20 protein-coding genes are annotated in these 19,056 nt (G+C 68.7%); 11 read left to right on the top strand and 9 right to left on the bottom strand.

Features of this window, described 5'->3' with window-relative positions; translation table 11 throughout:
* Positions 1-243 precede the first annotated feature (243 nt).
* Positions 244-1,830, top strand: a complete 1,587-nt coding sequence (locus M2317_RS00790; protein ID WP_429456404.1) for a hypothetical protein — start codon at positions 244-246, stop codon at positions 1,828-1,830.
* Between the two features lie 166 nt (positions 1,831-1,996).
* Here the strand turns inward: M2317_RS00790 and M2317_RS00785 are convergent, their stop codons facing one another.
* The gene (locus M2317_RS00785) at positions 1,997-2,224 is read right to left on the bottom strand and encodes a helix-turn-helix domain-containing protein (protein WP_429456402.1); all 228 of its coding nucleotides are present in this window, start codon (positions 2,222-2,224) and stop codon (positions 1,997-1,999) included.
* Positions 2,225-2,351: 127 nt separating this feature from the next.
* Between M2317_RS00785 and M2317_RS00780 the strand changes: the two genes are divergently transcribed.
* Both M2317_RS00780 and M2317_RS00775 read left to right on the top strand, forming a co-directional pair.
* A complete protein-coding gene (locus tag M2317_RS00780; protein ID WP_429456400.1) occupies positions 2,352-2,660 on the top strand; it encodes a hypothetical protein in 309 nt (102 codons plus the stop codon).
* 167 nt (positions 2,661-2,827) lie between these two features.
* Positions 2,828-3,004, top strand: a complete 177-nt coding sequence (locus M2317_RS00775) for a zinc finger domain-containing protein (RefSeq protein WP_429456398.1) — start codon at positions 2,828-2,830, stop codon at positions 3,002-3,004.
* A gap of 18 nt (positions 3,005-3,022) precedes the next feature.
* Here the strand turns inward: M2317_RS00775 and M2317_RS00770 are convergent, their stop codons facing one another.
* The 5 genes from M2317_RS00770 to M2317_RS00750 form a co-directional block, all read right to left on the bottom strand.
* Positions 3,023-4,342, bottom strand: a complete 1,320-nt coding sequence (locus M2317_RS00770) for a permease (protein ID WP_429456397.1) — start codon at positions 4,340-4,342, stop codon at positions 3,023-3,025.
* Positions 4,339-5,034 carry an ABC transporter ATP-binding protein gene (locus M2317_RS00765; RefSeq protein WP_429456396.1) on the bottom strand — a complete coding sequence of 232 codons (696 nt, stop codon included), beginning with the start codon at positions 5,032-5,034 and terminating at the stop codon, positions 4,339-4,341. The genes M2317_RS00770 and M2317_RS00765 overlap by 4 nt, the downstream gene beginning before the upstream one ends.
* A 101-nt stretch (positions 5,035-5,135) precedes the next feature.
* Positions 5,136-6,212 carry an N-acetyltransferase family protein gene (locus M2317_RS00760; protein ID WP_429456394.1) on the bottom strand — a complete coding sequence of 359 codons (1,077 nt, stop codon included), beginning with the start codon at positions 6,210-6,212 and terminating at the stop codon, positions 5,136-5,138.
* The gene (locus M2317_RS00755) at positions 6,209-7,303 is read right to left on the bottom strand and encodes a GNAT family N-acetyltransferase (protein WP_429456392.1); all 1,095 of its coding nucleotides are present in this window, start codon (positions 7,301-7,303) and stop codon (positions 6,209-6,211) included. Before M2317_RS00755 ends, M2317_RS00760 begins: the two co-directional genes overlap by 4 nt.
* A gap of 13 nt (positions 7,304-7,316) precedes the next feature.
* The gene (locus M2317_RS00750; protein ID WP_429456390.1) at positions 7,317-7,592 is read right to left on the bottom strand and encodes a hypothetical protein; all 276 of its coding nucleotides are present in this window, start codon (positions 7,590-7,592) and stop codon (positions 7,317-7,319) included.
* A 14-nt stretch (positions 7,593-7,606) separates the two neighbouring features.
* Here M2317_RS00750 and M2317_RS00745 point away from each other — a divergent pair, with 14 nt between their 5' ends.
* Positions 7,607-7,939 (top strand): hypothetical protein, encoded by a 333-nt coding sequence (locus tag M2317_RS00745; protein WP_429456388.1) that lies wholly within the window; start codon positions 7,607-7,609, stop codon positions 7,937-7,939.
* Positions 7,940-8,139: 200 nt separating this feature from the next.
* Positions 8,140-11,682 carry a chromosome segregation protein SMC gene (gene smc, locus M2317_RS00740; protein ID WP_429456387.1) on the top strand — a complete coding sequence of 1,181 codons (3,543 nt, stop codon included), beginning with the start codon at positions 8,140-8,142 and terminating at the stop codon, positions 11,680-11,682.
* A 124-nt stretch (positions 11,683-11,806) separates the two neighbouring features.
* On the opposite strand, the gene M2317_RS00735 is transcribed toward smc, so the two are convergent.
* Entirely contained in the window at positions 11,807-12,463 is a 657-nt protein-coding gene (locus M2317_RS00735) for a hypothetical protein (protein ID WP_429456385.1), read from the bottom strand.
* A 33-nt stretch (positions 12,464-12,496) separates the two neighbouring features.
* Here M2317_RS00735 and ftsY point away from each other — a divergent pair, with 33 nt between their 5' ends.
* Together ftsY and M2317_RS00725 are read left to right on the top strand one after the other, a co-directional pair.
* The gene (ftsY, locus tag M2317_RS00730) at positions 12,497-13,372 is read left to right on the top strand and encodes a signal recognition particle-docking protein FtsY (protein ID WP_429456383.1); all 876 of its coding nucleotides are present in this window, start codon (positions 12,497-12,499) and stop codon (positions 13,370-13,372) included.
* A gap of 42 nt (positions 13,373-13,414) precedes the next feature.
* Positions 13,415-13,915 (top strand): DUF2004 domain-containing protein, encoded by a 501-nt coding sequence (locus M2317_RS00725; protein ID WP_429456381.1) that lies wholly within the window; start codon positions 13,415-13,417, stop codon positions 13,913-13,915.
* A 25-nt stretch (positions 13,916-13,940) separates the two neighbouring features.
* On the opposite strand, the gene lipA is transcribed toward M2317_RS00725, so the two are convergent.
* Positions 13,941-14,933, bottom strand: a complete 993-nt coding sequence (gene lipA, locus M2317_RS00720; protein WP_429456380.1) for a lipoyl synthase — start codon at positions 14,931-14,933, stop codon at positions 13,941-13,943.
* A complete protein-coding gene (gene lipB / locus M2317_RS00715) occupies positions 14,930-15,568 on the bottom strand; it encodes a lipoyl(octanoyl) transferase LipB (RefSeq protein WP_429456378.1) in 639 nt (212 codons plus the stop codon). The genes lipA and lipB overlap by 4 nt, the downstream gene beginning before the upstream one ends.
* Positions 15,569-15,656: 88 nt before the next feature.
* Here lipB and M2317_RS00710 point away from each other — a divergent pair, with 88 nt between their 5' ends.
* From M2317_RS00710 to ffh, 4 genes are all read left to right on the top strand, one after another.
* Positions 15,657-16,244 (top strand): TetR/AcrR family transcriptional regulator, encoded by a 588-nt coding sequence (locus M2317_RS00710; protein ID WP_429456376.1) that lies wholly within the window; start codon positions 15,657-15,659, stop codon positions 16,242-16,244.
* A gap of 66 nt (positions 16,245-16,310) precedes the next feature.
* Positions 16,311-16,982 carry a hypothetical protein gene (locus M2317_RS00705; protein WP_429456374.1) on the top strand — a complete coding sequence of 224 codons (672 nt, stop codon included), beginning with the start codon at positions 16,311-16,313 and terminating at the stop codon, positions 16,980-16,982.
* On the top strand, positions 16,967-17,476 hold the full coding sequence (locus M2317_RS00700; RefSeq protein ID WP_429456372.1) for an RNA polymerase sigma factor: 510 nt from the start codon (positions 16,967-16,969) through the stop codon (positions 17,474-17,476). Before M2317_RS00705 ends, M2317_RS00700 begins: the two co-directional genes overlap by 16 nt.
* A gap of 13 nt (positions 17,477-17,489) precedes the next feature.
* The gene (gene ffh / locus M2317_RS00695) at positions 17,490-19,046 is read left to right on the top strand and encodes a signal recognition particle protein (protein ID WP_429456370.1); all 1,557 of its coding nucleotides are present in this window, start codon (positions 17,490-17,492) and stop codon (positions 19,044-19,046) included.
* Positions 19,047-19,056: the final 10 nt, after the last annotated feature.

The following is a 19,056-nucleotide window of genomic DNA, read 5'->3' as shown; positions in this document are numbered from 1 at the left end:
CCGACCGGTACCTGGTGTCGAGCACCGCGGAAGTGATGCGTGTCTGCGTCAGGTCGTAGGCGCTCCGCGTGCTGCGCTGGTTCTCGAGCTCCCCGGCGTTTTCTCGGGCTACGTCAACGTCGTTGGAGCCGTCGGCGTTCAAGCATTTCGAATGCAGCGTGTCCTATGCCGTCGATAGGGTCATCTCATGGATGAAAGAGCGCCAGTGGAGCGGCCCCTTTCGCGGACCTAGGGGGCATCAGCATGAGCGTTCTATACAGGGCAGTGTGGTCGGACACGTCCACGCGGGACCGTACGACGGTCGTCGAGCGGCTCAAGACGTGCGTCGCTGGATGGACGTACGAGTCGTCGGACGCCAAACCCCTGGTCGATGGGGTCAGCGAGTTCGACGTCTCCCAGGGGCGGCACCGCGAGGTGAGCGTTCGGTCGATGGGCTCGGAGTCGTTCGAGGTGATCTCGACGGATCAGGTCCCCGAGGACCCGACGGAATGGGCGACCGTGATCCGTGTCGTCGCCGACGACGAGGGCGTCCACACGCTCGTGGAGCTGAGCATGTCGTCCGACGACCTCGCCCGCCGTGTCTCCGTCGGTCGCCCGAGGATCGTGCACGACCTGCTCGGTGCCGTCGAGAAGCCGCATCTCGGCGGAAGCGGGGTGCCGATCGAGCCGCTTGCCGTGCCCGCCGCCGGCATCGCCATTCTGGTCGAGATGCTGGCGAAGCCGGCGCGGACGCTTCCGATCATCGTCTGCGCCGAGCCATACCCCGAGCACGACGACTCGTGGCTCCGCACTGCGGGGACGATCGCGGCGCGCGCAGAAGGCATCGCCGCGGTCGTCACCCTCGACCGAGCTGCCGTGGCCGCATTCAGGCGCGAGTTCGACGCGCTCGCTATCTGGGACGGTGGCGTCCGCGTGTACGCGCCCGGCATCGTCACGCCGGACGCAGACGGCTGGCGACACCGCTACTACCTCCGCGCACGGTTCGAGGAGTCGCCGCGCGCGACGATCGACCGCATCGTCTACTCGGTCGCGCAGTTGTCGACGAGGCGTCGTATCCCCGCCGCCTTCCGTGTCTTCGGCGAGCAGAGCGGGCTGCCCGCGGATGCGCTGGATGGCATGGTCCCGGCGAAGGACCTTGCGGATGCGCGCGAACGATGGGAGCAGGACCTCGACGTCGCCCGAAACGAGCAGAGCTCGCTGGAGAAGGAGCTCGCCAGCGCAAACGGGCACCTGGCGCGGCTCAAGGACGAACTGATCGGCCGCGGTCTGGCGGCTCTGCTGTGGGGGACCCAGCACGAGGAGGCGGCTTCGGTCCCGGACTCGGTGCAGGACGCGTCGGAGGCCGTCTTGGCCGCACAGCTGTATCTCTCCGACTGGCTCGCGCTGCCGGACTCCGCGATCCGCGAGCTCGACGACATCGACACTGCGCCCGAGGCCTACAACTGGGGCAACAAGACGTGGCGCGGTCTCCGCGCACTCGCGGCGTACGCCCAGGACCGCGCTGGGGGCTGGGACAAGGGTGGGTTCTGGGAGTGGTGCGCGTCGGGCCCTGCGCTCGGGTGGCCCGCCACGAGCAAGAAGCTCTCCATGACCGAGAGTGAGGGGGTGCAGACCGGCGGGAAGTTCAAGGGGACTCGCGTCTTCGAGGTGGACACCACGGTGCACGCCTCCGGCGAAATCACCATGCTCGCCCACCTGAAGATCTCCGAGGGCGGCGGCAACCTCGCGCCCCGGGTCTACTTCTACGACGACACGAGCGGCCCGACCAAGAAAGTGCACGCCGGACTCGTCGGGCCGCACTATCTCGTCCCGAACAAGTCCACGAACTAGCCGATCGGCGAGGGTGCCGGGCTGCGCCCTGAGGGCGAGTTTCGACGCTCTCGCCGATCGGCTAGCCCCGGTTTTCCAGACGGACGAGTGGGCGGTCCGCGCCCCGGCCCGCGTGGAGCAGGTGATCCCCAAGGTCCGGGCCCTCGCCGACGGCTGGGGAGCGTGATCAGGACTCGATCGTCGCCAGCAGTTCCGACGGCGATACTTCCAGCCCGCGCGCAAGCTTCACGATGATGTCCAAGGTCGGGTTCCGCCGCGACCGCTCGATCCCGCTGATGTAGGTACGATCAAGCCCGACATGGTGGGCGAATGCCTCCTGAGAAGTCCAACCACGGGCGCGGCGCAACTCGCGAAGGTGCTCGCCGAAGGCGATGCGGTGCGCCGGAATCGTCATGCTTCAACGATTTCGACTACGCTGACGATGAGTCGACTGACTATGAGTCACATCTTGCTTCGTCGGTCGATGCTGGTGGGGGAGCGCTGGTTTCCTTCCCATAGACGAAAGCAAGAGCAGTAACGCCGTGCCCTCCGCCCCCGAACGACTCGACATCATCGCAGCAGCCGAGCGCATGCGCTGCAGCGAAAAGGCGATCCGCCGCCGCATCAACAAAGGCAGCTTGCCTGCGGTGAAAGAACGAGTGATCGGACGTCACGGCCGACCGGTCTACAAGGTCTTCGTGAACGTGGACGAGCTGGAAGCGTCCTTCGCGCCGATCCCGATCGGGCCAGCTGCAAAAGAACAGTTGGTCAGAGAGGTCACGGCGGCCGCGCCCCAGTTCACCGAAGAGCAGCGGGAGCTTCTCCTACGCGTGATTCGGTCCAACCAGTGAGGTGAACGATACTTGGTGATGTCCCAAGGCGTCCAAGTTCGTCCACCCCGAAATTCGGCGATTCGAGGCTCATAGTCGCGCGCTCAGCTCCCGTGATAGAGTCCCTGCATCCCCGATTTGACGCCATTCACTAGTCGAGACAAGCAATCCCGAATGGATGGACGCGAATGGACGCATTTGGAACATCAATGCATCCGATTGGGGAGAATGGGTACTTCGCGCACTCGCTGAACGCCTACGGGCGGGGCGGCCAGCCCTGTCCGCGCTGCGGTGGAGAGATCCGGCGCGAAGGGTTCATGAACCGCTCCAGTCACTACTGCCCGCGCCCGAGAACTGCTGCCTGACACCACGGGCGCCGCGGCTCACGCCTCGACGAAGCTCCGGGCGAGGATCGGACGCGTCACGCGCGTCGACGCCCACACCAGTGCGATGCCGACGGCGATCACGAGCAGGATCGTGGCCACCGAGATCGGCGCGACGATCAGCGCGATTCCGAGCAGCGGGAAGATCAGCACGGCTGCGCACAGCGCGGCGCCGATCGTGGTCAGCAGCAGCGGCGACATCACCGAGCGGATCCGTGCGCTGTCGAGGGTCTGCAGCGGCATCCCGAGCCGGTGCAGGCTCCGATGCAGGTCGCGCTGATCGAGGATCTCGGCGGCCTGGTTGACGCCGACGGCTGCGGCGACCATGAGGAACGATCCGATCAGCGTGATGATCAGGCCCGTCCGGATGTCGACCATCAGCGCGAGCCCAGCCGGGTCCGTCGACGCGCTCATCGTGTCCATCACCGCGACTCCCGTACCGGCGAACACGGCCACGAAGCTCGCCATGGTGATACCGCTGATCTGGCGCCACGCCGCCTTCGGGGACTCCAGCACGAGTCGTGCTGCCAGCAGCTGATGCGGGCGGGCGGCGCGTCGCAGCTGCCCGCGCGCCTGGACAGCGACCGCCCACGGTCCGATGAGGTTCAGCACGGCGAGTCCGGCGGCGAAGAGCCCGGCGACGACGAGAATCGTCACCACGGCGCCGCCGATTCCGGGGAAGACCTGCATCGCGACGAACGCGGCGGCCACGACGAGCAATGCGATGACGGCGCGCATCCAGTGCATCTTCGGCACGTCGGTGCGCGTGCGCACACCGAGCGGCGAGATGACGACGCGGCGGAGGCCGATGACGGCGCTGATCGCCGCGAGCATCAGGATGCCGAGCACGACGAGGCCGATGATCCACACGGGCAGCAGGACGCCGGTCCACCCGAGAGCTTCTCCGCGGAACGGGATCAGCCCGATCGCCGGAGAGAGCGCCAGGTACGCGAGTACACCGGCGACAGCGCCGATGGCGGCGACGACGACCGACTCCAGGACGGTCGCCACGACGACGCCGGTCGGCGAGACGCCGAGCAGACGGAGCGTCGAAAGACGTTCGTCCCTCCGCCGGGCCGACAGACGCGCCGCCGCGCCGCCCAGCCCGGCCAGCGGGACGACGAGCAGAACGAGCGCGATCGCGGCAAGACCCTGATAGACCGTCGCATCGATGTCGGTCCAGGTCCAGAACGTCTGCGCACCGCCGACGACGGTGAGCACGAGCGCTGACACGATCCCGAAGGCGACGACGGGCAGAATCATCACAGAGCCTCCGCCGCGCGTCGGCCGCAGCAGCAGAGCGAGAACGCGGAGGTTCATGCCGCCACCTCCGTCGGGATGATGCGGCCGTCGCGTACGTGCACGATCCGCGAGCAGCGCTGGGCGACATTCGCGTCGTGGGTGACGACCACGAGCGTTCGCCCCTGTCCCGTGGTCGACCACAGCAGGGCGTCCATCACCTCGGATGAGGTGTGCGAGTCCAATGCCCCGGTCGGCTCGTCGGCGAACACGATCTGCGCGCCCGTCACCTGGGCGCGTGCGATGGCCACGCGCTGCGCCTGACCACCGGAGAGCTCGCCGATGCGGCGCTGCTCCATCCCGGCCAGACCCAGGGCGGCGAGCCAGCCGGCGGCGTGCTCCTCGGCCGCACGCCGCGGCGTGCCGTTGATCATCAGTGCGAGCGCGACGTTCTCGATCGCGGTGAGCTCGAGGAGGAGCAGGCCCTGCTGGAACACGAATCCGAACGACTCCCGCCGCAGGCGCGAACGATCGGCTTCTCCGAGAGCGGTGACCTCGACGGACGCTCCGGATGCCGGAGCGAACGCGACATGCCCGGCATCCGGCGTCGTGATGCCGGCGAGCACATGCAGCAGCGTCGTCTTCCCCGAACCAGACGCCCCCATGATCGCCACCGACTCGCCGCGGGCGATGGCGAGATCGACGCCAGCGAGGGCGCGAGTGGGACCGAAGGACTTCTGCAGGGCAGTGGCGGTGAGGACGGGATCGTTCATGATTCCAGCCTCGTCGGAGGGCGCAGCATCTGCATCGGCCCAGAGATGCAGATCCGGCAGAGCGGGTCATCCCTCCGGATGACCCGCTCTGCTGACGACGATCAGCTCAGCTTCTTCTGCCATGCACCCGCGTACGACACCGGGGTGAAGCCGATCTGCTCGTTGATGTCGAGCATCGGACGGTTCTCCTCGGCGTTGAACGTCGACACGCGGGGCGAGTACGGGGCGATGTCGGGCCAGCGCAGCAGGTTCGCGCACTTCACGAGCATGCCGAGACGATGCCCGCGGTGCTCGCGCAGCACGAGCGTGCAGAACTGGTGCGTCACCTCGGTACGTTCGGCGCCGATCACCAGCTCGTTGAAGGCGGCGAGGCGACCGGTCGGCACGTGCTGGACTGCGGTGACCGACATGGTCTGACCGCCCTCGATCAGCCGCTCCTCGCGCCGTCGCACCCGGTCGGCGTCCCACGTCTCCTCATCGACCGCGAGCGCCCCGGACGGGACATCGGTGGACATCCGGGACAGTGCCCAGGCATATCCGTCGAGGAGAGCATCCGGTGTCGGAACCGTCCACTCGACGAGTCGGTAGTCGGCGCCGGCCGCGGCGATGGATTCGTCGAGACGTCTGCGCACCTCGTCCATCGGGCCCGTCAGGTCGAAAGCGCTGTTGCGCTCGACCTGCTCGAGCGTACAGCCGGCGTTGCGGAGCAGAGCGGCCAGGGGCGTGTCTGCGACGACGCCCCATCCGGTCGCGGGTGTCACGGTCGGCCCGTCGGTGCGCCCCGGATGAAGGGTCCAGGTCTGCATGACCTTCCGCCCGAGTGCCCTGGTCTCCTCCTCGGCGCGTGCGAGCAGTGCGTCTTCGATCCCGCGCCCCCAGTTCTCCGGCAGCACCATCAGATCGAACTGCGTGCTTGTGGGCTCGGCCGTCGCATGACCGACGATGACGCAGCCGACGATGGCGCCGCGCTCGCGCATGACGAAGATGCGCTGGATCTCATCGGCCGTGTCGCGCAGACCGGCCAGCAGCTCCGCCGGGGCCTGCGCGAGGTCGTCAGTGCCGGCATCGTTCGCGCAGACGGCGTTGTTCAGCTCGACCACCGCGAGGAAGTCTCCGGCGTCTTCGCCATCCGGGATCGCTGGGAGGACGAGTTCTTCGAGCAGGAGCGTGCCGTTCATGTCAGGTCCTTCTTCCAGGCGCCTTCGTACGTGAAGGCGGTGAAGCCGATCTCCTCGTTGATCGAGAGCATCGGTCGATTCTCTTCCGCGTTGTAGGTGACGACCCGTGCGGATGCCGGGTACTGTTCGCGCCAGGCGAGGAGGCCGGCGGTCTTCACGAGCATGCCCAGACGATGCCCGCGATGCGCGGCCAGCACGAGGGTGTCGTACTGGTGCGTGGCGGAGGCGGCATCCGGTCCGATCGCCAGCTCGTTGAAGGCGCAGAGCTCGCCGGTGCCGACGTGCTGCGCAGCGGTCACCTGCATCGACCAGCCTTTCTGGGCGATGCGCTGGTCCTGACGTGCGACGCGCGCGGCGTCCCAGGTCTCTTCAGGCTGCCCGAGTTCGGCATCGGGTGCATCGGTGGACATGCGGGACTTCATCCAGGCGTATCCATCGATGTGCTCGGTGGGTGTGGGGAGCATCCAGCGGACGATGCGGTAGTCGGATGCATGTGCGGCGGCGGCGTCGCGGAGCGACGTCAGACGGTCGACCGAATCGTCGGACCAGAGGAACTCGCTGGCGCGCTCGACCTGTTCGAGACGGAAGCCGTTGCGGCTGAGGAACCGGGCGGAGCGGTCGGCGGGCACCGACCCGAAACCGGTCGGCGACGCGAGAGGCGCGGCGTCCGATCCGTCTTCGTGATGCGCCTCCCAGTGCAGAAGCCTGCGCACGCCGGCGTCGCGTGCGATGGACTCGACATGCTCGTACAGGGCCCGCCCGATGCCGTGGCCTTGCGCGTCACGGCGCATCGCCACGACGACCAGAGCGGTTTCGCCCGCGTCATCCTGCGAGATGTCGAGGGCGGCGCACCCCAGCATCCGACCGTCGGCGGCGACGTACCACTGACTGCGCGTGCGGTCCGGCGTGCTGTAGAGCGTCGGGAGCAGCGCCTCGGCCGGCAGGACGTCGTCATCTCGGCCGGTGCTCTCCAGGATCGTCGCGTTGCGGACGTCCGCGTACTCGCGCACCAGCGCGGTGGGGGCTGCACCCGCCCGTGCCGGAAGCACGAGCGGGTGCAGGGTGGCGGTGTCGGCGAGCGGAGCGCTCATGTCGTCTCCTCGGTCAGCGCAGCTGGTGCTGCAGATCGAATGCGAGCAGCGTGAGCGCCTCGCGCTGGGTCAGGTTCGGAGCGCCGGGGAAGAACGACGGCACGTCCACGTCGGCCGGCACGGGCCGGCGGCGCTGGGTCCGCAGAAGCAGCCAGAGGCCGATCCGCAGGGACAGGCGGTCGGCCAGAGCGAGCTCCGTGCGGTCGACCGGGATGGGAATCTCGAGGATCTCGCGGTCCTCGGGACAGGGCGGGTGTGCGGTGCTGCCGTGCAGCTGCGCGATGGTCACAGTGAACTCCAGTGATGGTGATGGTGATGGTGATGGAAGAGGCCCGAGCGCTGCGCCGGGTCGCCGGAACGATCCGGCGGAGCACGGTGGGCGAGGAAGCCGACGGCGGACGGCTGCGAAGACAGTCGACCGGTGGCGGCGGGGGAGGGGAGACGGCCGTGACGCGAAGGTCAGAGGGACGTGGCGCGCAGAATGCGGCGGAGAAGGACCCGGTTCGGGTCCGCGATCTCAGGCTGCGGTTCTACGACAGCGCGCTGCGGAAGCCGAAGGATGCGATTACCGAATGCGCTGGACGCGGCGCCGTGGCGGCGCGCGTATCGAGGCCGGTGGCCTGTGCGATGAGCTGAATCATGATCGGTAACCTCCTTCCGAGTGGCGTTCCGGTCTGCAACGGTAGCGAACGGGCCGGAACTCGTCAAGCATTCTCCCAGGAACACGGCGTGTCGCGGTTCGTCGGATCCGTCGTCCTGCCGTGTGGGATGCCGGTTCTACCGCGGAATTCCGGTAGCGTAGCCGCCGTGATTCTCCCCGGACGAGCGGTGCGCGCATGCATCTGAAGAGCCTGACGCTCAAGGGCTTCAAGTCGTTCGCGCAACCGACCACCTTCGTGTTCGAACCGGGCGTCACCTGCATCGTCGGTCCGAACGGATCGGGCAAATCGAACGTCGTCGACGCGCTCGCCTGGGTGATGGGGGAGCAGGGGGCGAAGACATTGCGCGGCGGCAAGATGGAGGACGTCATCTTCGCCGGCACGTCGACGCGCGGCCCGCTGGGGCGTGCCGAGGTGCAGCTCACGATCGACAACGGCGACGGCGCTCTGCCGATCGAGTACGCCGAAGTGACGATCAGTCGCACGCTGTTCCGCAACGGATCGAGCGAGTACGCGATCAACGGCTCCAGCTGCCGCCTGCTGGACGTGCAGGAGCTGCTGAGTGATTCGGGCCTCGGCCGCGAGATGCACGTGATCGTCGGGCAGGGGCGCCTGGACACGGTGCTGCAGGCCTCCCCGGAGGATCGCCGCGGATTCATCGAGGAGGCCGCCGGCATTCTCAAGCACCGTCGACGCAAGGAGAAGACGCTCCGCAAGCTCGACGCGATGGAGACCAATCTCACGCGCCTGAGCGATCTGGCCGGTGAGATCCGCCGGCAGCTGAAGCCCCTGGGGCGCCAGGCCGAGATCGCGCGCGAAGCGCAGACGATCGCTGCTGTGGTCAGAGACGCGAAGGCGCGCATCTTCGCGGACGACGTCGTCGCGCTGCGCACCGCACTGGCCGACCACACCAGGACTGAGCAGGAGCGACACACCGAGCGGCTCGTGCTGACCGATCAGGCCGACCAGGTCAGGGCCGAGATCGCACGCCTCGAAGCCGACCAGAACTCCGCGGCGGTGGATGCCGCGCGCGGCGTGGCCTTCGGCCTCGAGCAGGTGCAGGAGCGGATGCGTGGCCTGTACACGCTCGCGAATCAGCGTCTCGCGCTGCTCGGATCCGAGGAGGACGACGCCGCGGTGACGGCGGTCACGGTCACACAGGCGACGATCGACGAGGCGAAGGACGAGATCACGCGGATCTCGGAGGGCCTCGGAGACGCCCAGGATGCCGCGGTCGCCGCGAGCCGTGAGGTGATGCAGGCGCGGGCCGAGCTCGACACTCTGGACGTCGACATCGCCGAGCAGAGCGCCCTCGTGTCCGAGTACGACATGCGGGTGACGGCACTGCGCGGAAACGCCGAGGCCGCGGCATCCGCTCTCGCCGCCGTCCGCGGTGCGGTGCTGCGTCAGGAGAATGCGCGGGAGGCCGCCGACGCGCGCCGCCGCGAAGCGGCCGAGGCCCTGGATGCGATCGAGGAAGCCGAGGCGCCGGAGGGCACCGCAGCGGAGCATGCCGCGGCCTACGAAGCGGCGCAGGCCGCGGCGACCGCGGCCGAGACGGAGCGCGACGGCCTGCGCGAGCGACTGCACACGGCCGAGCGCGAGGTCGATTCGCTCACCGCCAAGACGGCGGCGCTGACGAGCGCCCTCTCGCTGTCGGGTGGCGCGGCGGAGATCGTCAAGCACGGCGGACACGGCGTCCGGGGCCTGGTCGGAGACGCCGTGCAGGTGCGCGCGGGTTTCGAGGCCGCGGTCGCCGCCGTGCTCGGACCGCTTGCAGAAGGCGTGCTCGTCGGCAGGATCGATGACGCGATCGCGCTGATCGAGGATGCCGGCCGCGGCGTCGTCGACTTCGTGATCGCCGAGGCCGCTCGGCCGACGAGCGATGTCCGGCTCGACGGCGTCACCCCGGCGGTCGACGTCGTCACCGCTCCGGACGGCGTGCTCGGCGTCCTCGCGCACGTGCTGATCGCCGACGATCTCGCTGCCGCGCGCACGGCCCGTGCGTCGCTGGATGCGTTGTCCGACACGACGACGACGATCGTGACGGCGGCGGGCGAGGTGCTCACCGCGCACACGCTGCGCGCCGGCTCGGGGTCCGAGCGCTCGCGACTGGAGCTGGCGGCGGAGCGCGATTCGGCCGCCGAGCGCCTGGACGAGGTGCGGGTGATCGTGGACTCGCTGCGCGACGCGCGTGAGGAGGCGACCGAGCGCGTCGAGAACTCACGCAGGCACGCCAAGGAGGCCCTGCGCGCGCTGCGCGAGCACGACGCGGCGCTGGCGACCTACGCGGAACAGGTCAACCGCGTGACCGTGCAGCACGAATCGGCGGTCGCCGAGTGCGAGCGCCTCGAGGCCGGGCTCGCCCAGGCGCAGGCCGCTGTCGCGGATGCCGAGGCGAATGCCGCGTCCGCCAAGGCCGAGGTCGAAGCCGCCGAGTCCGCTCCGCGCCCCGTGCTGGATGCCTCCGCGCGGGACGGGCTGCTGGAGGCGCTCGAAGCAGCCCGCGAAGGCGAGGTCACGGCTCGGCTCGAGATCGAGACGCTCCGCGAGCGCGTTCGCGCGGCCCAGGCGCGGGTCGCCTCGCTGGAGCGCCAGCGCGAGCAGGAAAGGGATGCCGCGGCCGAGGCGGCCCGTCGCGCCGTGATCCGACGCGCGCAGCGCGAGGCCGCATCCGGTGTCGCCGCCGAGCTGCCGCGGATACTCGATTCACTGGATCGCTCGGTGGCCGAGGCGCGGCTGGCGCTGGCCGAGGCCGAAGCCGCGCGGTCGGCGCAGAACGAGGAGCTCACGGCCCTGCGTTCGCAGGAGAACGGTCTGCGTGACCGGCTCGCGGGCCTCACCGAGAGCGTCCACGGGCTCGAGCTGCAGATTCACGAGAAGAAGCTGCACCTGTCCAGCCTGCTCGAGCGGGTGACCAGCGAACTGGCCCTCGATGAAGATATTCTCGTTGCGGAATATGGGCCGGATCAGCTGGTGCCGCGCGATGCGGGGGAGGCCGACGCAGCGGACGCCGACGACATGCCGGCGGAGGTCACCGGCATCCCCTACGATCGACGCGTGCAGGAGCGCAGGCTGCGCGAAGCCGAGCGCAAGCTCGGTCAGCTCGGCCGCGTCAACCCGCTGGCGTTGGAGGAGTTCGCCGCGCTCGAACAGCGGCATGCCTTCCTCACCGAGCAGCTCGCCGATCTCACGAAGACCCGGCAGGATCTGCTGACGATCATCGCCGACCTCGACGAGCGGATGCAGACGATCTTCGCGAGCGCCTTCGAGGACACCCGTCAGGCGTTCACCGAAGTCTTCCCGCTGCTGTTCCCCGGCGGGGCGGGGAGCATCTCGCTCACCGACCCGGAGAACATGCTGACCACTGGCATCGAGGTCGCCGTGCGTCCGGTCGGCAAGAAGATCGAGCGGTTGTCGTTGCTGTCCGGTGGCGAGCGGTCGCTCGCCGCGGTCGCGCTGCTCGTCGCGATCTTCAAGGCCCGCCCGAGCCCCTTCTACATCCTCGACGAGGTGGAGGCGGCGCTCGACGATGCGAATCTCGGGCGACTGCTGACGGTGTTCGAGCAGCTGCGCGAGAGCTCGCAGCTGCTGGTCATCACGCACCAGAAGCGCACCATGGAGATCGCTGACGCCCTCTACGGCGTCTCGATGCGCCAGGACGGCGTCTCGGCCGTCGTCGGGCAGCGCGTCGGCGACCGCGCGGCCGCCGCGAGCTGAGCACCCGCGCGTCCGTTCGTTCGTGCCGATTCCCAGGCGACTCGGCCGTTCATTGGCGTGTCGCCGTGGTGAAGCGCTGCGACACGCCGCGGGTCCGGAGCAGCCTCCGGGATTCGGTACGCGGTCACCGCAGCTCCGCCTCGAAGTCCGCGACGACGCCCGCGAACTCCTCCAGGTCCTGGGGTCGATGCTGAGCCCCCGGCAGCACGACGTGTCGCGCGCCCCGCCCGGCGAGGATGCCGGCGATCACCTCGTACTCGTCGTTCCATCCGCCGGTCACCACCAGCGTCGGGATGCCGTCGAGCATGTGGTCGCGCACTCCGTGTCCCCAGGGCAGGTTCGTCACGGCCCAGCGCTGCGCGAGCGGGCGCTCGTCGTCCCACCGCCCCTCGTCGAACGGTCCGCCGAACATGAGGGGACGCAGGATCGCCCAGAACCCGCGCAGATTCCCGGCATCCGCCTGCGCGCGTGCCTCCGTGACGATGCCGATGTGACGTTCGATCACCGGCTGCGCCCGGGCGATGTCGTACAGCGCGGGTTCGACGAGGACGAGGCCGGTGGGCTGCATCGCACCGGCGGCGAGCACTGCGGGGACGGCTCCGATCGAATGCGCGAAGACGAGTTCGCCCGTGGGCCGCTCCCTGAGAAGGCTGGCCTGTTCGACGACTGACGCCGTCCCGAAGGTCAGGAACTCGCCGCCGGCATCCGCCTGTGATGGCCAGGCCGATGCGCCCTGTCGACCTCCTCCGTGGATGTGGAGCCGGCTGAGCGCTGTCTGCATCCGGTGATCGTAGCGTGGCCGTAGGCTGGACGCATGGCGGAGAAGTCCTGGTCCCTCGGTCGCGCACTGCGTGGCATGTTCGTCAAGCCCACGATCGACGAGACGACGTGGGAGGACCTCGAGACCGCGCTGATCACCGCCGACTTCGGCCCCGACATCACCGAGCGCGTCGTCGAGGAGCTGCAGGACAAGGTCGAGAAGTACCGCACGACCGACCCGAAGGATCTGCAGCGGATGCTTCGCGAAACGCTCGAGGAGCACTTCGCGAAGTTCGACACGACCCTCAAGCTCACCGAGCGCCCCGCTGTCGTCCTCGTCGTCGGAGTGAACGGCGTCGGCAAGACGACCACGATCGGCAAGTTCACCAAGTTCCTGCGCCGTTACGAGCGCAGTGTCGTCGTCGGAGCGGCCGATACGTTCCGCGCCGCCGCCGTCGATCAGCTCGCGACCTGGGCGCAGCGCGCAGGTGCGGCGATCGTCCGGCCGCAGCAGGAGGGCCAGGACCCGGCATCCGTCGCGTTCCAGACGGTCGAGTACGCGAAGAGCCAGGGGATCGAGATCGCGATCATCGACACCGCAGGGCGGCTGCACACCAAGGGCGGGCTCATGGACGAGCTCGGCAAGATCCGTCGGGTCGTCGAGAAGCAGGCGCCGATCAGCGAGGTGCTGCTCGTGCTCGACGCGACCACCGGACAGAACGGCGTCATGCAGGCCGAGTCGTTCCTGCAGCACGCCGGGGTCACCGGATTGGTCATCACGAAGCTCGACGGATCGGCCAAAGCCGGGTTCGTCCTCGCCGTGCAGGAGCGCACCGGGATCCCGGTGAAACTGCTCGGGCAGGGCGAGGGGATCGACGATCTCACCGGCTTCACACCGCATGCCTTCGTCCAGGCGCTGGTCGGACAATGATCGGGACTACCGCCGGCGCGCGGGGACTGGTTTCATAGCGGTATGGCGATCGAACACGACTACTTCGGGCTCCTGTCCTCGGGCCCCGACGGATCGATCTTCTGGTCGGAAACCGTCGACTTGGGCGACCAGTCGGTCACCGTCGACCTCACCGCGCCCGACCAGGATGATGTCTCGCCTGACGCGCTCGACATCGCAGCCGCCCTCATCTCTGGCCTGGAGGATGTCGACGCCACGGCGCGCCGCGGCATGCTCGCCGAAGTGGATGACCGCACCAGCGAGGTGACCGAGTACATCCTGCAGCAGCAGGAGGCCTACGGCGAGGAGCTGACGGACGTCCTGGTGGACGTCTCCGGCGATGCAGCGGTCGACATCATCCGTTCGCTGCGGCTGATGAGCATGACGATCCTCGCGGACGAGCATGGCGGTTCGGAGCCGTTCGCGGTGCTCGAGTACGCACTGGATGCCGACGACACCGATGACGTGCTGCTGGTGAACCTGGCCTCGGACGGCACGGTCCAGTCGGTGATGAGCGCGGACTAGCGCGCCCACCCGTCCGCTGAGCAGATCACACGGCCTGAGCGAAGCCCAGGTCGGCGCTCTCCGCGATGTGCGCGAGGTGCGGCGGGATCTCTCGGCCCTTGGACACCATCGACTGCGCCCACAGGCGTCCGGCGCGGTACGACGAACGCACCAGGGGGCCCGCGAGCACCCCGAGGAATCCGATGCGCTCGGCCTCCTCCTTGAACTCGACGAACTCCGCCGGCTTCACCCAGCGCGCCACCGGCAGGTGCCGAGGCGTCGGACGCAGGTACTGCGTGATCGTGATGATGTCGCACCCGGCGTCGTGCAGGTCCTGCAGCGCCTGGACGACCTCCTCCGGCTCCTCGCCCATGCCGAGGATCAGGTTGGACTTCGTGATGAGTCCGGCATCCCGACCCTGCGTGAGGACATTCAGGGAGCGCTCGTACTTGAACGCGGGGCGGATCCGCTTGAAGATGCGCGGAACGGTCTCGACGTTGTGCGCGAACACCTCTGGGCGCGCGTCGAAGATCTGGCCGAGGAAGGCTGGGTCGGCGTTGTGCTCGTTCGCGAGCAGCTCGACTCCCGTGTTCGGGTTCAGCTCGTGGATCTTCCGGACGGTCTCGGCGTTCAACCACGCCCCGGTGTCGGGGAGGTCGTCACGTGCGACGCTCGTGACGGTCGCGTAGCGCAGACCCATCTGGTGGACGCTCTCGGCGACGCGACGCGGCTCATCGGTGTCGTAGGCGTCCGGCTTGCCGGTGTCGATCTGGCAGAAGTCGCAGCGCCGCGTGCACTGCGATCCGCCGATGAGGAACGTGGCCTCCTTGTCCTCCCAGCATTCGAAGATGTTGGGGCAGCCGGCTTCCTGGCAGACGGTGTGCAGGCCCTCGTCCTTCACGAGAGCGTGCAGCGCCTGGTACTCGGGCCCCAGCTTCGCCTTGGTCTTGATCCACTCCGGCTTGCGCTCGATCGGCGTCTCGGCGTTGCGGATCTCAAGGCGCAGGAGCTTGCGCCCGTCGGGTGCTGCGGCGCTCATGCCGTCACCCCCGCGTACTCGGCCGTGAACGCTGCGGTGACCCGGTCGGCGATGTCGACGGGGGAGACGTCCGCACCGGTCACCTCGCTGACGGTCGTGACTCCGGCATCCGTGATCCCGCACGGGATGATGCCCCGGAATCCGGCGAGGGTGTTGTCGCAGTTGATCGCGAAGCCGTGCATCGTGACGCCCTGCTGGACGCGCACGCCGATCGCGGCGACCTTGTCCTCGCTGAGCGGTCGACGCACCCAGACGCCGCTGCGGCCCTCGACCTGGTAGCCGTCGACGCCCAGCGGGCGCAGCACATCGATGAGGAGGCGCTCGAGTCGCCGCACGTGGGCGACGACATCCATCGGCTCTGGCAGGCGCACGATCGGATAGCCGACCAGCTGACCGGGGCCGTGCCAGGTGATCTTGCCGCCGCGGTCGACGTCGACGACCGGCGTGCCGTCCTGCGGCCGTTCCTGGGCTTCGGTGCGCTTGCCTGCTGTGTACACGGCCTCGTGCTCGAGCAGGATGAGCGTGTCGGGGCGGGCACCGGACACGACATCGGCGTGGATGCGCCGCTGCAGGTCCCAGCCGTCGAGATAGGGAACGTACTCGGGGTCGAGTCCGGCGATCTGGATATCGAGCATGCTCGTCCTTCATCTGTTGTTGGATGCGGTCCAACAATACGCCTCTTCTCGCGCAGAGGTGCGGGCCGGCACGCGGTACGGTGAAGAGATGACCACCGACAGCCGTGCAGGGCGCCCGCGCGCCTCGTCTCGGGAGACCCTCGCCGAGGCAGCGTGCGAGCTGTTCCTCGAGCAGGGCTATGAGGCGACGTCGATCGCCGACATCACTCGTCGCGCCGGGGTCAGCCGCTCCAGCTTCTTCAACTACTTCTCGTCGAAGAGCGACGTGCTCTGGTCGGGCATCGATGAGCGCATCGATCAGGCGGTCGCCTCACTCCGTGCGCTCGGACCGGATGCCGACGGCGACGCCGTGCGCGGCATCCTGCTCCTGGTCGTGCACGGCTTCGCCCCGGATCCGCTTGCGCTCGCACTGCGCAATTCGGCGGCCATGGGGCTCGATGACGAGCTCGTCGGCGAGACCGGCCTGCGGCTCGCACAGCTGGCTTCGGCGGTCTCGGAGTCCGCGCGGGCATCGGGCATCGACGTGATCAGGGCCGACATCCTCGGCGCCGCGCACGCGGCCGCCGTGCTGTCGTCGTTGCGGGTGTGGGCGGAGCAGGGCGCAGGACAGCTGTCCGTGGAGTCCGTGCTGCTGGATGCGCTCGGCACGATCCACGACCTGCCCTGGGCGATCTGACCTCCGCGCGGACGAAACGTCCGCTGCCGGACATGTCATGAGTGAACCCGCTTCGAGGAGGAACTCATGACCAGGGATCAGATGGATGACCTGCTGGATGCTTCGGCGCCGACAGCGCAAACGATCGCGCCGAGCGACGTCAGAGCAATGGTGCTCGAAGCGCGGACGCAGGCCCCGCCGAGCCGACCGCGACGGAGGACGAAGGCGGGGCTCGCAGCCGTCTCTGCCCTCGCACTCGTTCTCGGCGGCGGGGGAGTGGCCGTCGCGGCAGGCATCATCACCTGGCCGGACAACCTGCAGAACCCCGATACGTCGTTCGCCTTCGAGGTCCCCAGCGGACGTGCTTGCGAGGTCCGCCTCGTAGTCGAGCCCGTCGCGCAGCAGCCGGATGACCCGAGCCCGGATCGGGATGCGGCTGCAGCCGTCCAGGCCGAAGCGACGCAGTGGCTGCGCTCCGTCGATCTGCAGGCGAGCATCGACCTCGAGACGGCGCGCAACCAGGCGGAGCGGATCCTCACCGAGCAGCACGAGGTGGGCATGACGATCGTGATCGGTGCCGATGGCTGGCTCGCCGACGCCGCCCTCGCCGACCGCGCACCGGATGCCGACGATGTCGAGGCCTTCGCCGTCGACCGTGCGGTGCGCGCCGCCATGGCGGCGCATCTCGCGCAGGCCGGCTACCCCGAAGGCGACTGGGTGTTCAGCTCGGATGGCGGTGTCAAATGCGCGACGCAGTGACCGCCGACGCCGCGTTGATCGCCGCGTTCGAGGCGTCCGCAACCGATCTGCTCACCTACCTCGCACGCCGAACGAACGCCGACGACGCCCCTGATCTGCTCGGCGAGACGATGGTCGCCGCCTGGCGCCACGTGCGGAAGCTGCCGGACGACGCAGAACGCGCGAGGATGTGGCTGTTCGGGATCGCCCGCGGCACGCTGCAGAACCATGCCCGCGGCGAGCGTCGCCGTTGGGCGCTGGCCGACCGCATCCGAGGTCACGCGGGCCGGGACCTCGCCGCACCGGCCGCGGACGCCGGATCCGAAGTCCGCGACGCGATCGATCGCCTCGAACCGGACCTCGCCGAACTCGTCCGACTCGTGCACTGGGACCGGCTGAGTCTGACGGATGCCGCAGAGCTGCTCGGCATCCCGACATCCACTGCCCGAGGCCGTTACCAGCGAGCGAAGGAGCACCTGCGGGCCGCGCTGAGCGTGGACGCTCCGCTCGCGTAGAATCGAGAGCACCATGGCTACCTTTGGCACGCTCTCCGATCGGCTCACCGAGACCTTCCGCAACCTGCGCACGAAGGGAAAGCTGACAGCCGCCGATGTCGACGGCACAGTCCGCGAGATCCGTCGCGCCCTGCTGGATGCCGACGTCGCCCTCGTCGTCGTCAAGGAATTCACCGCGAAGGTCCGTGAGCGCGCGCTCGGCGACGAGGTCAACAAGGCCCTGAACCCGGCGCAGCAGGTCGTGCAGATCGTCAACGAGGAGCTCGTCGGCATCCTCGGCGGCGAGCAGCGACGACTCGAGTTCGCCAAGACGCCGCCCACCGTGATCATGCTGGCGGGGCTCCAGGGTTCGGGCAAGACCACCTTCGCGGGCAAGCTCGCGAAGATGCTCGAGAAGGACGGGCACACCCCGCTCCTCGTCGCAGCCGACCTCCAGCGACCGAACGCCGTGAACCAGCTGCAGGTCGTCGCAGAGCAGGCCGGCGCCACGATCTACGCCCCCGAGCCGGGCAACGGCGTCGGCGACCCGGTGAAGGTCTCGCGCGACGGCGTCGAGTACGCCCGGCGTCAGCTGCACGACGTGGTCATCATCGACACCGCCGGACGCCTCGGCGTCGACGCCGAACTGATGAAGCAGGCGGCGGACATCCGCAAGGCCACGAACCCCGACGAGGTCCTGTTCGTCATCGACGCGATGATCGGTCAGGATGCCGTGAACACGGCCAAGGCGTTCCAGGAGGGCGTCGATTTCACCGGCGTCGTGCTGTCCAAGCTCGACGGCGATGCCCGTGGCGGTGCCGCTCTGTCTGTGGCCTCGGTCACCGGGCGCCCGATCATCTTCGCGTCGACCGGAGAAGGACTCGACGATCTCGAGGCCTTCCACCCCGACCGCATGGCGAGCCGCATCCTCGACCTCGGCGACGTCCTGACCCTCATCGAGCAGGCGCAGCAGGCGTTCGACGAGGAAGAGGCGATGAAGGTCGCCGAGAAGCTCGCGAACGAGGCCTTCACGCTCGAGGACTTCCTCGAGCAGCTTCAGCAGATGAAGAAGATGGGCTCGATGAAGAAGATGCTCGGGATGCTCCCGGGCATGGGTCAGATGAAGCAGCAGCTGGACGACTTCGACGAGCGCGAGATCGACCGCACCGAGGCCATCATCCGTTCGATGACACCGGGGGAGCGTCGCAATCCGAAGGTCCTCAACGGTTCGCGCCGCCTGCGCATCGCGCGCGGTTCGGGCATGACCGTCACCGACGTCAACCAGCTCGTGCAGCGCTTCGAGCAGGCAGCGAAGATGATGAAGACGGTCGCCCGCGGCGGCACGCCGCAGATCCCGGGCATGGGACCGATGCCGGGCATGGGCCGCACCGGCGCATCGGCGAAGCGCGGCAAGAAGGGCGGCAAGTCCAAGGGGCCGTCGCGGTCAGGGAACCCGGCGAAGCGCGCGGCCGAGAACGCCGGCGCTCCGATCGGTCAGCCCACCGGTTCCGGCTTCGGGCTCGGCGGCGGTCAGGCCGCTCCGAGCGAAGCCGATCTCGCCGAGATCCAGAAGCTGTTCGGCAAGAGCTGAGCCCTCGAGG

Origin of the sequence: Microbacterium sp. ZKA21, assembly GCF_050434165.1 — a bacterium.
Taxonomy (GTDB): Bacteria; Actinomycetota; Actinomycetes; order Actinomycetales; family Microbacteriaceae; genus Microbacterium.
This window is presented reverse-complemented; position numbering and strand designations above follow the sequence as displayed.

What these genes read in the sequence shown, in the direction of transcription:
- M2317_RS00725 (WP_429456381.1), top strand. Translation starts at nt 13,415, where the DNA reads ATGGCGATCGAACACGACTACTTCGGGCTCCTGTCCTCGGGCCCCGAC.
- M2317_RS00790 (WP_429456404.1), top strand. Translation starts at nt 244, where the DNA reads ATGAGCGTTCTATACAGGGCAGTGTGGTCGGACACGTCCACGCGGGAC.
- M2317_RS00775 (WP_429456398.1), top strand. Translation starts at nt 2,828, where the DNA reads ATGGACGCATTTGGAACATCAATGCATCCGATTGGGGAGAATGGGTAC.
- M2317_RS00770 (WP_429456397.1), bottom strand. Translation starts at nt 4,342, where the DNA reads ATGAACCTCCGCGTTCTCGCTCTGCTGCTGCGGCCGACGCGCGGCGGA.
- ffh (WP_429456370.1), top strand. Translation starts at nt 17,490, where the DNA reads ATGGCTACCTTTGGCACGCTCTCCGATCGGCTCACCGAGACCTTCCGC.
- M2317_RS00705 (WP_429456374.1), top strand. Translation starts at nt 16,311, where the DNA reads ATGACCAGGGATCAGATGGATGACCTGCTGGATGCTTCGGCGCCGACA.
- lipB (WP_429456378.1), bottom strand. Translation starts at nt 15,568, where the DNA reads ATGCTCGATATCCAGATCGCCGGACTCGACCCCGAGTACGTTCCCTAT.
- M2317_RS00700 (WP_429456372.1), top strand. Translation starts at nt 16,967, where the DNA reads ATGCGCGACGCAGTGACCGCCGACGCCGCGTTGATCGCCGCGTTCGAG.
- lipA (WP_429456380.1), bottom strand. Translation starts at nt 14,933, where the DNA reads ATGAGCGCCGCAGCACCCGACGGGCGCAAGCTCCTGCGCCTTGAGATC.
- M2317_RS00710 (WP_429456376.1), top strand. Translation starts at nt 15,657, where the DNA reads ATGACCACCGACAGCCGTGCAGGGCGCCCGCGCGCCTCGTCTCGGGAG.
- M2317_RS00745 (WP_429456388.1), top strand. Translation starts at nt 7,607, where the DNA reads ATGGTGATGGTGATGGTGATGGAAGAGGCCCGAGCGCTGCGCCGGGTC.
- M2317_RS00765 (WP_429456396.1), bottom strand. Translation starts at nt 5,034, where the DNA reads ATGAACGATCCCGTCCTCACCGCCACTGCCCTGCAGAAGTCCTTCGGT.
- M2317_RS00755 (WP_429456392.1), bottom strand. Translation starts at nt 7,303, where the DNA reads ATGAGCGCTCCGCTCGCCGACACCGCCACCCTGCACCCGCTCGTGCTT.
- M2317_RS00785 (WP_429456402.1), bottom strand. Translation starts at nt 2,224, where the DNA reads ATGACGATTCCGGCGCACCGCATCGCCTTCGGCGAGCACCTTCGCGAG.
- M2317_RS00760 (WP_429456394.1), bottom strand. Translation starts at nt 6,212, where the DNA reads ATGAACGGCACGCTCCTGCTCGAAGAACTCGTCCTCCCAGCGATCCCG.
- smc (WP_429456387.1), top strand. Translation starts at nt 8,140, where the DNA reads ATGCATCTGAAGAGCCTGACGCTCAAGGGCTTCAAGTCGTTCGCGCAA.
- M2317_RS00735 (WP_429456385.1), bottom strand. Translation starts at nt 12,463, where the DNA reads ATGCAGACAGCGCTCAGCCGGCTCCACATCCACGGAGGAGGTCGACAG.
- ftsY (WP_429456383.1), top strand. Translation starts at nt 12,497, where the DNA reads ATGGCGGAGAAGTCCTGGTCCCTCGGTCGCGCACTGCGTGGCATGTTC.